This window comes from Epibacterium ulvae, from assembly GCF_018678075.1.
Taxonomy (GTDB): Bacteria; Pseudomonadota; Alphaproteobacteria; order Rhodobacterales; family Rhodobacteraceae; genus Epibacterium; species Epibacterium ulvae_A.
This window is the reverse complement of sequence record NZ_JAHHIR010000103.1, coordinates 1-11,312: the sequence shown is the minus strand read 5'-3', so window position 1 is coordinate 11,312 and position 11,312 is coordinate 1. Positions and strand designations below refer to the sequence as shown.

The following is an 11,312-nucleotide window of genomic DNA, read 5'->3' as shown; positions in this document are numbered from 1 at the left end:
CCCCGGGCTTTAGGACCGGGCCCCTGACGCCAAGACCGCGTCTGGCTTTATCGCGAGGGGCTGGCGCAGGCGGGGGTGGTTGAGGCGCTTTTCCAGCAGTTCGACGGTTACCTGGCACGGCAAGGTTACATCGCACGCGGCGGGCAGATTTTGGATGCTTCCATCGTGCGGGTGCCTAAGAACCATAACACGCGTGATGAAAGTAAGGCCATAAAGGCGGGTGAAGAGCCCGACGGCTGGGCCGACAAACCGGCCAAGCGGGCGCAGAGGGGCACTGACGCGCGGCGGACGAAGAAACACGGCAAGAGCCATTCCGGTTACAAAAACCATGTGAATGTGGACCGAAAGCACAAGCTGGTCCGGCGCTACCATGTCAGCAACGCCGCCCTGCATGACAGCCAAGCGGTAGATCATCTGCTGATGCGGGGCAACAAGGGCTCGGGCGTGTCCCGCTTCAAGCGTTTCTTAGGCTTGATCGGCAGGTTGAGCTCCAGCTCGCAGTAGATCTGGTAAACCCGCTTGTGGTTCCAGCCATCACCTTGCACGTTGCGCAGATACAGAAAACACAATCCAAACCCGCAACTCCGCTTGTTTACCCCTTCTCGGGCATTTTCAATGCCCCGCCAGGCAATGGTCAGACGTTCCAGCCAACCAGAGATCTCTTCATTCTCATCGTTCATCACAGGGCGGTACCTGTAGCAGGTTGAGCTACCCCTCGAAAATCGGACACTGACGTAAGCTACGATTTGTTGTCTGTTGATCTTCAACACGAAGGAGATTGACGGTGTCGAAACGAAAGCAACATCACCCTGAGTTTAAGGCCAAGGTCGCATTGGAAGCACTGAAAGGTGAGGAGACGGTCAGCGAGTTGGCCAGTCGGTTTGGCGTGCATCCAACGATGATCCATCAATGGAAACGCGCATTACTTGAAGGCGCTTCCGGCGTATTTGAGCGCGGCGGGCGGACGGCACCGGAAGTTGATGAGGAGCAGGTCAAAGACCTGCACGCCAAGATTGGGGAGTTGGCCGTCGCCAACGATTTTTTGGCCAGAAAGCTCAAACCTTGGGCCGGCAAGTGAGGCGCAAGATGATTGAGCCGAACCTAAAAGGTCTGTCAGTCAGCAAGCAATGTTCGCTGCTGTCGATCTCGCGGTCGTCATTCTACTATGAGCCAACAGGCGAAAGTGAGATGAACCTCGGTCTGATGCGCCTGATCGATAAGCAGTTCTTGGAAAACCCGTTTTACGGCGTACGTCAGATGACATGGCACCTGCGCAATGACGACCACCTCGTCAACGAGAAGCGGATCAGACGCTTGATGCGGCTGATGGGCCTCATGCCGATCTACCAGAAGCCCAACACCAGCAAGGCCGCCAAGGGTCACAAGATTTATCCATACCTGCTGCGTGGCTTGCGCGTGGGTCGGCCCAACCAAGTTTGGTGCGCCGACATCACGTACCTGCCGATGCGGCGTGGGTTCCTATATTTGGTCGCCATCATGGACTGGCACACGCGGAAGGTACTGGCGTGGCGCATCTCGAACACGCTGGAAGCCGAGTTCTGTGTCGATGCCTTGAATGAAGCGATCCACAAGTTCGGTGTACCAGGCATTATGAATACGGATCAAGGCAGCCAGTTCACGTCATTTGCTTGGACCGACCGCCTGCGTCGATCAGGCATCCGCATCTCAATGGACGGCAAAGGCCGCTTCCTCGACAATATCTTTGTCGAACGACTGTGGCGCTCGCTGAAGTATGAATGCGTTTATTTGCACGCATGGGAGACCGGATCAGAGGCCAAGGCGGGTGTCAGAAAGTGGATGGACTTCTACAACAACAAACGCCCCCATTCTGCCCTTGGCGGCAAACCACCCGCTGTGATCTATTGGCAGCGAAACGAAACAACCAACCCCGATCAGCAGGTGCAAAGAGTAACTTAAATCACGCCAGATCCTGTCCAAGGATTGGGGAGTAGCTCAGGTCTCGCTGATCTCGAACGTCCGGCACGCTAAAGCGATGCTTACACCGTGCAAGGCGACAGCATTCATGGCCATCTCTCGTCTCCGTCCCTCTCGGGACATTGCCGGGCAGTGGACGGCCTTAACGCGCACGTCCATTGTCCTCGGACCAATGGCGGAAAATGGCCTGCTTCCGAGAGCTTCCTTCAGTAGATCGTCTCGGACATGCTCATCTCAGCATGCATGTGCTTCAGGCGACGGTTCTCGTCCGCCATATCGTTCATCTCAGACAACAAAGACGCATTCTTGCCGCCACATTTGGCACGCCATTTATAGAAATTGGCGCTGGTTCGGCCGGAAATTGATGCACCGGATCAATTTCTCCCCCGCCTTACGCCAGTGTTCACGACAAAGATCAGAGACCGGCACACCGCCCTCCGCCTGCTTCAACACCGCCATGATCTGCGCGTCGCTATATCGTCTGTTCTTCATTCAACAAAGCTCCTCAGATATCTTGCTGAGAAAATTTTACTCTTGAACACCACCAATTTTAGGGCGGATTACCAGTCTGCCTTACTGATTAGGGCTGGCTCCTACGCGTGAAAGCAGCTCTTGAATGTGATCTCTCGTACCCTGACTTGTCTCCATCAAGGCGCGGGCTTCGGCCAGCGGCGGCAGCCCGGCCGGATCCTCTGCTACTCTACCGATTTCTGTCGTCACAGATGCAACAGCACCATACCCAGCCTCACTAGCGCCATCAATGCCGCTAATGGCTTGATAGTTTTCGGACAGCCAGAAACCTCTAGCAGCTTCATCTGTTTCGTTTTCTTCCAGAAGCACTTGACTGGCTTGTGTGTAATCACCGTCGAGCCAAAATGCGCGCGCTCGAAGCCTGTTTGCCACTGTGTTTTTCAACCCTTCAAGCTCTTCGAGAGCTTTCTTCGGTTCGTTCAATGACACAGCCGCCTCAGCAAGCATCAATTGGCGATCGGTGGTCGGTTCTTTCAGTGCATCTTTTTGCAAGAGAGTGCGCGCATGGCTTGCAAAACCCAAGTCCAACATCCGTCGCGCCATTAGATCCGCCACCGGGGTCGCCTCTGCTTGCGATGCCTCTTCGCTAAAGGTCAGGCCGTAGTGAAGGAAGTTAACATCGCTTGCGCGTTCGGTCAGCAGCGTCATCAATGGTTCTAGTGCTTCTGCCTTAGCCACCGGGCCATCCTGATTTTCTAACCGCTCTAATTCCTCAAAGGACTCCTCAAAGCGTCCTTCAAGTGCGAGAGAAATCACTTCGGCTAAGCGTAATTCAGCACCAATTTCGGTATCTCTATTCTCCAACTCGTATGATCCGACGAGTTCCGGAACATCTGGAGACAGTGCGCGGCGTTCCTCGTAGTGGAGATTGATCAAGTCGATAAGTGCTTTGGGTGTATTCTCGGACCGCTCCGCAACTTCTTCGGCCAATTCTTCAACGACGGCATCCGTGTCACCATCCAGTTCGGCCAACGCGGCCTCCGCGAGGTTGATTTCAGGAACATCTTCCACGCCTGTGCGTTCAACAGACCTCAAAGTGGCTTCTGCCATATGTTTTTCGCCAAGTTGGGAAAACAGCGTTGAAATTCTGGGGCCGAGATGCACGCGAAGGTGCACTGGCAACATTGCATACGCTTGTTGGATGGCATCTGTGTTTGCGTCTTTTTTGATTTCACCGTTAGCCAATGCCGACCAAAAAGCGGAATGTCCCTCGCAGGCTTGTTGGCCGGCGAAGACGCTATTGATTGGCATTGGCTTGCCGTCCAAAATGTCGGCCATAGCAAGAAGTACAGAAAGGTTTCCAGGAGTTCCTGGTCCTTCTTGCAGCAATGAAAGAGTGGAACGCGCTTCGACCCCAAATCCAAAGAACAGATATGTCTTTGCTAACTCGAGAATTTTTTCTTCGTCGAACTCGTCGAACTCCATAACCAATTCGTAGCGCAGTTCGGAAATTTGAACGGAGAATGGCTTGTTGTTGCCCCATCTATGAACGGCGACTTCCATGTCAGCGTAGCACAGGTGATTTGTTTCTTCGTCTGATTGGCGCACAAATAGACCGGTTTCGCGGTCGATCGCCGTTGTGACTGAGAGGTGATCTAGGGGATTTAGTGGGCGGTCGTTGGTGCCAAGCGGGTCAACAATAGATTGACCGTTGCTGTTTTCGACTTCGGTAACAACCAAATCCAGCAAACCTTGATTTGTGGCTCGGCCGATCTGTTGCAAAAGGCGACGCTCGGACTCATTCACCGCCGCTGTTCGGGCCGCTTCTTCCATGTCCAGGAGGTCCGAGCCAGAAATCAACCCACTTTGCCCCGCCAAAGTCGGTGGTACTGAATTCACTGGTTCGGGTTTACTTGAAACAACTGGAACCTCAAGTGGTTGCTCTGGCACTTGATCATCAATGTCGACGTCTTGTTGCTCGGTCTTTGGACGGATGAGAGTATTCTCAGTTTCTAACGCAGACTTCAAATTTGTCGCAAAGCGCGATGCTGCGACGTCTGTGTCGGAAAGAGCAAAGCGATACCCGGTAGAAGGTGGCGTCGCGGGAAGAAGCGGCAGAACAGTCGAGCTGGGCGTATATGAGTCAGCGGGTTGAGCAGCACGAGCAGACGATTCCGCGCGTTCGCGGACATCGATCACGAGATAGCCATTGCTCATCACGTGAGATTGCAATTGGCAATCACATGCCATTTCCAACCGTAAAGGCTGTCCTGGCCCCGTTTGCTTAAGGGACTTCAAGCGCGTTCTCGGTATAAGACCAAAAACCTCTGACGTGTCGTAGACGACGTCAGGCGCGTCAATGTTTAGGGTGCCACTTTTCCCGTTCTGGGTAAGTGACCAGTCGGCCCCGTCCGGCAGACGCATTACTAGGCGGGAAAAGCCGTCATGCTCGCCAGACCGGGCCACAATTGTTTCGGCTTGGGCGGTAGAAGCCGCCGCAAGACAAAATGCAATTGTAAGAGCGCGCCAATTCATGCTGCGTCCTGTTTCACCGATTTCAATGCTTCTTCCAGCTCGGAAAACCCGGGCCGGAAATGGGAAGGCGTATTCTGACGCCCGACTTCGATACAAATGGCGGCGGCATGGTTATGCAGGTTCGCTACCAAAACTTCGCGGATCAGCTGATAAAAATGCCCATCCTCTTCGACGACGGATTTCACTTTACCAGCAAACGGGCCAAAGAAACCGTAAGCTAGGAAAACACCGAGGAAAGTACCAACAAGGGCGCCACCAATCATTTTACCCAGGACTTCAGGTGGTTGGTCGATCGACGCCATGGTTTTGATAACACCCAAAACCGCAGCAACAATTCCCAGCGCTGGTAGACCGTCAGCCACTGCCTGCAATGCGTGGCTTGAGTGCAGTGCATGGTGCATATTCGCTTCAATCCGCTTTTCCAAAACCTCTTCCACTTGGTGCGGGTCGTCATAGTTCATCGACGCGGACCGCATGGTGTCAGAGATCAGGTTAACGGCTTCTTTGTCAGCCAGAATTTTGGGATACTTGTTGAAGATCGAGGAGCTTTCCGGATCTTCAATATGTTGTTCGACCTCTACTGGATTCGCTTTTTGAATCCGGATCAAAGCGAACAACAGGCATAGCAAATCCCGGTAGTCATCTGGTTTCCACTTTGGCCCCTTGAACACTTTCCCGATGTCTTGAATGGTGTGTTTCACACCACCCATATCGTTGCTGATCAGAAACGCACCAACAGCCGCGCCACCAATCATCATCATTTCAAATGGCAGCGCTTTGATGATAATTCCCATCTTACCGCCCGCCGCGAGGTACCCCCCGAACACCATCGCAAAGATGGTGGCAATACCTACAATGCCGATCATAGGTCCACTCCAATAATTCGCATGTTCCAAGAGAGTAACCCGAGTCGCCTTAACAAAGGTTGAGCGCCAGTGCCCAAGTTATTCCTTGGGCACAGAACCGTTGCGACCTGCGAGAACAACGCTAATAGTATAAGCGGCTTCTGGGGTGAGACCGGCCATGATGCCAGCCGCTGCTTCGGGCCGCATCCGCGCAAGAAATCCGGCAGCAAATGTTGGGTCCATTTCCTCGAACAACGCCGCCGATTCTTTTGGCTTCATCTGTTCATAAACCGAAGTCAGGCGATCTACATCTTCTTCGGTAGCACCATCCGCCAAGGCAACCGTTTCACGCAGCTTCTCTTCGGCCTGTTCCAGCGCTACCAGTTTCTTCTCGATGGCGCGATCCGCGATCTCAAGCGCTTTCATGCGATCCTGGATCTCAGTCTCGCGTTTGACCAGCATCTCTTCGCGTTGTTTGAAAGCTTTCAGCATTGCTTCCATTTCAGCCGAAGACTGCATTTGAGACTTGGCCATGGCCCCTTGCATGTCGTCCATGTGCTCATCTTTGCCCATGCCGGCGACTTCCCGTGCAATCGCGGGGCCGGCTTCGAGGCCGACGCGTAAAACGGCAGATCCCAACAGCAGAACGGCCAGAGCAAAAAGAGCGCCTGACTTGGCTTTTGATTTTATCGACTTTGCCATTACGCCACCTGACTATGACTGCGGTTATGTCGTACAAACATCAACCCGGAAGGTTTTGCTTCCTCGGGTTCGGGAACCGGCTGCGGGGCCGGCTCAACTGGTGTTTCTGCTTCATATGCCGCAGCCAATGCATCGGTTTCTTCGCTTCGTTGCGTGGGCGTCGGCGCAGTTTTCTCAGCTGGGAGATCATGCATAGACGCCATCATAAGCTCCAACCGTTGGGCAACACCTTCGGCACGGCCAGTGAGTTGTTGCAACTTTTGGCTGGAATTGTTGGAAATTGTTTGAGCATCTTGAAGCGATTTGTTCAGATCATCAACTTGCGAAGACAGCACGGCGACAGCGCCACCGACACCTTTCTCAAGATTGTTGAACTTTTTCAAACGGCGCGACAGTACAAAACAATAAAATCCTGCGCCAAGCGCACCTGCAGCCAGCAGGATATCTGCAATAAGGTCCATCCTGTCCTCCTAGTTTAATACGAAATCCATAATCAGCAGATCACGCACCCGGCCTTGGCCAGTTGCGATATTGATCCGCCGTAGCATCTGCGAACGTAACTTTGGCAAGGCCATCGGATCGGTTAGATCCTCGATCTCCAAAGCCCTGAGATAGCTGTTGAGGACATCGACAACCCTTGGGAGGACTGTTTCAACTTCAGCCTGGTGTTCCAAGCTGACTTCAAGTTGAGCACGGAACCGCAAATGGTTTAGACCGCTCGCCTTTCGGAGAGAGATCACAATCGGTTCCATGTCGATAAAGGCGAGATTGGCGATATCTTCCGCCGACTCACCTGTGTCCACGCCTTCTGGCGCCTCTTTGGCCATTTGCGATTCTTCTGAATCTGCATCTGATTGGCCAAAGGGAAGAAGGCCTGACTGTGCGGCGAAAAATCCGCCGCCTGCACCCACAAGCCCAAGTACTGCCCCGATAATCAAGGGCAGTTTGCTCTTCTTGGCGGGTACTTCATCTTCTGTATCAACTACAGCGTCTGTCATGGCTATCCCTAAAACGTCGTGTGTCTCCTACATAACCCCGCATGGACTAACCGAATGTTAAGGCCGATCAGGGAAAAGGAGGTACGCCGGACAGAATGCCGGTATGACGGAGGTTATTGTGCAGCAGATCAAGAATGTCTGGGCAGGATTGGAGACACGCCAACGACTCATAGCCGTGGGAGCCACGGTTTTTATGTTCGTTGCAGTGTTTGCGATGTCGCAAATGGCGAGTCGGCCAACCATGCAACTGCTTTATGCAGGTCTCGAAAGTGGGACTGCAGGCGAAGTGGTAAACGCGCTGGATCAGCGTGGCGTAGAATACGAAGTGCGCGGCGGTTCAATTTATGTTCCGTCGAGCAACAGAGACGAGTTGCGAATGATGCTGGCCAGCGACGGGCTGCCAGCCAACAGTGCCAACGGATATGAATTGCTGGATAATCTCAGCGGTTTTGGCACCACATCTCAAATGTTTGACGCCGCGTATTGGCGTGCAAAAGAGGGCGAGCTGGCTCGAACAATTGTTGCGAGCCCCCATATTTCACAGGCTCGCGTCCATATTGCGAATACCGGATCGAATCCGTTCCAACGCACTATCGAACCTACGGCGTCTGTCTCTCTTACACCTATGGGGGGGAGCATTACTCCAGCACAGGCAAATGCGATTCGGTTCCTGGTTTCATCAGCTGTCACCGGTCTTGCGGTTGATAATGTCGCTGTGATTGACGCCAATGGCACCCTGATCGGATCACCGGAAGCGGCGGCTGCGGCGGGTGCAGGCAATGATGACAGATCGCAGTCTGTCAAAGAACGTGTCATGCGATTGGTCGAGGCGCGGGTTGGCAAAGGCAATGCTGTTGTCGAGGTGAGTGTCGAAACGATTACTGACACCGAATCGATCCGTCAAAAACGCGTAGATCCTGAAAGCCGCGTTGCGGTTAGCACAGATATCGAAGAACGCGCCGATTCTGCAACCAACCAATCCGGTGAAGTCACCGTGGCGTCGAACATCCCTGATGGCGATGCTTCTTCTGGGGAAGGGTCCAATGCGAACACCAGTGCCACTCGGGAACGGATCAACTACGAGATTTCTGAAACCGAAACGGAAATCCTTCGTGGCCCAGGCGCGATCAAACGGTTGACCGTTGCTGTACTGGTCAACGGAGTCACAGATACCAACGCTGCAGGCGAAACAGTATTCCAGGCCCGTCCGGCCGAAGAATTGGAAGCGCTGCAGGAGCTTATTTCAGCAGCCGTTGGTTTTGATGCGGAGCGAGGGGATGTCATCACACTGAAGTCGATGGAGATGCCTTCGTTCGAGCCGCAAGGCACTGCCGTCAGCTCTTCGCTGTTTGACAATATCTATATCGACGCAATGTCATTGATCCAGATCGCGGCGCTTGCAATTGTAACCCTTGTCCTTGGATTGTTTGTCGTGCGGCCGATTCTTGCATCCAACGGTGCAGGTGCGACTGCAGCACTTACCGGCCCTGATATGGCAGGTGCAGATGGCATGGGCGATCTGCCGGAGCTCCCGGCGCTCCCGGCGCTTGGTGGTGGTGACTTCATGGCAAACCCGAACCTTGGCGTAGGCATTGCATTGGATGGTGAAATCCAAGACTCAGAAATGGGTGAGTTCGACGCCATGGGCGAACTTGGAGGACTTGGCGGCGGACTACCGGTTCTGGGTTCCGGCGGTGGAGGCGCTGGTGATCCAGTAGATCGTCTGCGCTCCATGATTGGAGAACGCCAGGAGGAGACAGTCCAAATTCTACGCGGTTGGCTTGAAGAGAAAGAGGAGCGCGCCTAATGACAATTGCACATCTTCTAGAGGATTTTGGCTTCAACACTCGGGCGGAACCTACTGCTGTTCCTGTGTCCGAAGAGCTCCTGGATGAGACCCGCGCTGAGTCGTTTGAGACGGGTTACAGCGCGGGATGGGAAGACGCGGTTACGGCCAAGGATCAGGAAGTAACACACATTTCCGCCACTCTGGCCACGTCGTTGCAAGACCTGAACTTCACTTACACAGAAGCTCAAAGCCAATTGATCGAATCTTTGGACCCTATGTTCAAAGTACTCACAAGTGCGGTTTTGCCAGACGCCATGGCGGCATCTTTTGGGCATCATGTCGTCGAGCAATTGACGGACATGGCCAAAGACCAATCCGACCAAGGCATGGTGATCGTAGTCGCCGCCGGAGAAGGCGCGTCTGTTCGCGCACTGCTCGGCGAAAACTTCTCGGGACCTGTATCCGTAAAAGAAGACGAATTGCTGGAGGCTGGACAGGCTTACTTGCGGGTCGGAACAGCGGAACGGGAACTCAATAGTTCAGCGCTTCTAGAATCGGTTCAAGATTCAATTGACGCTTTCACATATCACTTCAAAGAGGACAGTCTTTATGGATGACGCAGCCGACCAGAATTTCAAAGCCGCCGAAGCTGGCAACCCATTTGTGTCGGTTCCAGTGGAAGTCGTGGTTTCTGTCGGCAAAGCCCGGCCTTTGATCCGCGATTTGGTCAACTTGGGTGAAAACGCAATCCTCACTTTGGACAAGCGTGTAGAGGACCCAGTGGATCTCTATGTAGGAGATCGCTTGGTGGCCAGAGGCCAGCTCGAAGAGCTTGAAGGGGATCAGGCAGGACAGCTGGCTGTGCGCTTGACGGAAATTGCCGATTTGCAAAGCGGGCTGGGATGACACGACACGCACTATTGCGCGTGGCCTTTGTGGGAGCGGCCTTTCTGGTTCTCCCCGGTCACGCAGCGGCTCAAGAATTGAGCCTTTCGTTGGCAGATGGGCAGTCAATTTCAGCGCGCTCAATCCAACTCATCATCCTAGTTACGGTGCTCAGCATTGCGCCGGGCATTTTGATGATGATCACCTGTTTCCCGTTTATGGTGACGGTTCTGTCAATTCTGCGTCAGGGTCTTGGGCTACAACAAGCACCGCCCAATATGGTGATGATCAGCTTGGCCTTGTTCTTGACCTACTTTGTGATGGAACCAGTGTTCCAAGAAGCTTGGCGCGTTGGGGTAAACCCGCTTTTGGAAGAGCGATTGGAATTGGGGCCCGCGTTAACGCGCAGCCTGGAGCCGTTCAAAGTGTTCATGGCCGCGCGCCTCGATTCCGATACATTTTATGCGATCGCGGATCTTCGTCCCGGAACAGCCGGTATTGACCCAGATGCAGAGGCTCCATTTTCGGTTTTGGTACCAAGCTTCATGTTGTCAGAGATCTCTCGCGCATTTCAGATCGGATTTTTGATATTCTTACCCTTCATGATTATCGATATGGTTGTCTCGGCTGTTCTTATGTCGATGGGTATGATGATGGTCCCGCCCGCGGTGGTGTCGCTTCCATTCAAACTCGCCTTCTTTGTGGTGGCAGACGGGTGGAGCATGATCGCCGGAGCATTGGTCCGCAGCTACACTTAAAGTTTCACACGCCTGACCACCGGAAGTATTTTTACCGGAGGACGGGCCTCTTCACCAAGCATTGTGATAACTTCGGCTTAGTTACTCGGAAGCCCTTCACGCTACGCTGATCTTGTGATCACACTATGTTCGCGGGGCTTTGTTGCACAAATCGGTTTGAGGATTCACTGTTTGAATCCAGAGTGATAGCTGGAAGGTATGAGCAGTTGGTCCCCCACAAAGTACAAGACCACGAACTGGTCGGCATACAATGACGCGCTTAAGCGACGCGGATCGCTTGAGATTTGGTTTGACCCAGAGATGGTTTGGGTGCCGCCACCGGGTGGCAAGCGCGGCCGCCAGCAGCGTTTCAGCGATGCGGCGATCCAAGCAT

11 protein-coding genes and 3 pseudogenes are annotated in these 11,312 nt (G+C 53.6%); 7 read left to right on the top strand and 7 right to left on the bottom strand.

Annotated features, from left to right (window positions below):
- Positions 1–13: 13 nt before the first annotated feature.
- Positions 14–447, top strand: a pseudogene (locus KMP13_RS19930) (transposase); the annotation flags it as partial.
- Here KMP13_RS19930 and KMP13_RS19925 read toward each other — a convergent pair.
- Positions 432–710, bottom strand: a pseudogene (locus tag KMP13_RS19925) (hypothetical protein); the annotation flags it as partial. The pseudogenes KMP13_RS19930 and KMP13_RS19925 sit on opposite strands and share 16 nt — an antisense overlap.
- Positions 711–778: 68 nt before the next feature.
- On the opposite strand from KMP13_RS19925, the gene KMP13_RS19920 reads away from it, so the two are divergent.
- A protein-coding gene (locus KMP13_RS19920) for an IS3 family transposase (protein WP_435370375.1) occupies positions 779–1,938 on the top strand; the annotation gives its coding sequence in 2 pieces (ribosomal slippage) (positions 779–1,037 and positions 1,037–1,938; 1,161 coding nt in all).
- Positions 1,939–2,144: 206 nt separating this feature from the next.
- Here the strand turns inward: KMP13_RS19920 and KMP13_RS21130 are convergent.
- The 6 genes and pseudogenes from KMP13_RS21130 to KMP13_RS19890 all read right to left on the bottom strand — a co-directional run.
- Positions 2,145–2,448: pseudogene (locus tag KMP13_RS21130) on the bottom strand (transposase); the annotation flags it as partial.
- A gap of 81 nt (positions 2,449–2,529) precedes the next feature.
- On the bottom strand, positions 2,530–4,962 hold the full coding sequence (locus tag KMP13_RS19910) for a hypothetical protein (protein WP_215267780.1): 2,433 nt from the start codon (positions 4,960–4,962) through the stop codon (positions 2,530–2,532).
- A complete protein-coding gene (gene motA / locus KMP13_RS19905; RefSeq protein WP_215267783.1) occupies positions 4,959–5,828 on the bottom strand; it encodes a flagellar motor stator protein MotA in 870 nt (289 codons plus the stop codon). Before motA ends, KMP13_RS19910 begins: the two co-directional genes overlap by 4 nt.
- Before the next feature lie 78 nt (positions 5,829–5,906).
- Entirely contained in the window at positions 5,907–6,509 is a 603-nt protein-coding gene (locus tag KMP13_RS19900) for a MotE family protein (protein WP_215267779.1), read from the bottom strand.
- The gene (locus KMP13_RS19895; RefSeq protein ID WP_215267778.1) at positions 6,509–6,970 is read right to left on the bottom strand and encodes a hypothetical protein; all 462 of its coding nucleotides are present in this window, start codon (positions 6,968–6,970) and stop codon (positions 6,509–6,511) included. The genes KMP13_RS19900 and KMP13_RS19895 overlap by 1 nt, the downstream gene beginning before the upstream one ends.
- Before the next feature lie 9 nt (positions 6,971–6,979).
- Positions 6,980–7,507: a flagellar basal body-associated FliL family protein gene (locus KMP13_RS19890; RefSeq protein WP_215267777.1), complete on the bottom strand. Its 528-nt coding sequence runs from the start codon at positions 7,505–7,507 to the stop codon at positions 6,980–6,982.
- A 118-nt stretch (positions 7,508–7,625) separates the two neighbouring features.
- On the opposite strand from KMP13_RS19890, the gene fliF reads away from it, so the two are divergent.
- From fliF to KMP13_RS19865, 5 genes are all read left to right on the top strand, one after another.
- Complete coding sequence (gene fliF, locus KMP13_RS19885) at positions 7,626–9,314, top strand: flagellar basal-body MS-ring/collar protein FliF (RefSeq protein ID WP_215267776.1); 1,689 nt, start codon at positions 7,626–7,628, stop codon at positions 9,312–9,314.
- A complete protein-coding gene (locus tag KMP13_RS19880) occupies positions 9,314–9,913 on the top strand; it encodes an ABC transporter ATP-binding protein (RefSeq protein WP_215267775.1) in 600 nt (199 codons plus the stop codon). The genes fliF and KMP13_RS19880 overlap by 1 nt, the downstream gene beginning before the upstream one ends.
- Positions 9,906–10,202, top strand: a complete 297-nt coding sequence (locus tag KMP13_RS19875) for a FliM/FliN family flagellar motor switch protein (RefSeq protein ID WP_215267774.1) — start codon at positions 9,906–9,908, stop codon at positions 10,200–10,202. Before KMP13_RS19880 ends, KMP13_RS19875 begins: the two co-directional genes overlap by 8 nt.
- Positions 10,199–10,939: a flagellar type III secretion system pore protein FliP gene (fliP, locus tag KMP13_RS19870; RefSeq protein WP_215267773.1), complete on the top strand. Its 741-nt coding sequence runs from the start codon at positions 10,199–10,201 to the stop codon at positions 10,937–10,939. The genes KMP13_RS19875 and fliP overlap by 4 nt, the downstream gene beginning before the upstream one ends.
- Positions 10,940–11,137: 198 nt before the next feature.
- Positions 11,138–11,312 (top strand): transposase (locus tag KMP13_RS19865; protein WP_215267782.1); only part of this gene is annotated, 175 nt, incomplete at its 3' end.

Coding starts and splice junctions, on each gene's coding strand:
- KMP13_RS19880 (WP_215267775.1), top strand. CDS start 9,314: ATGACAATTGCACATCTTCTAGAGGATTTTGGCTTCAACACTCGGGCG.
- KMP13_RS19890 (WP_215267777.1), bottom strand. CDS start 7,507: ATGACAGACGCTGTAGTTGATACAGAAGATGAAGTACCCGCCAAGAAG.
- motA (WP_215267783.1), bottom strand. CDS start 5,828: ATGATCGGCATTGTAGGTATTGCCACCATCTTTGCGATGGTGTTCGGG.
- fliP (WP_215267773.1), top strand. CDS start 10,199: ATGACACGACACGCACTATTGCGCGTGGCCTTTGTGGGAGCGGCCTTT.
- KMP13_RS19875 (WP_215267774.1), top strand. CDS start 9,906: ATGGATGACGCAGCCGACCAGAATTTCAAAGCCGCCGAAGCTGGCAAC.
- KMP13_RS19910 (WP_215267780.1), bottom strand. CDS start 4,962: ATGAATTGGCGCGCTCTTACAATTGCATTTTGTCTTGCGGCGGCTTCT.
- KMP13_RS19900 (WP_215267779.1), bottom strand. CDS start 6,509: ATGGCAAAGTCGATAAAATCAAAAGCCAAGTCAGGCGCTCTTTTTGCT.
- KMP13_RS19895 (WP_215267778.1), bottom strand. CDS start 6,970: ATGGACCTTATTGCAGATATCCTGCTGGCTGCAGGTGCGCTTGGCGCA.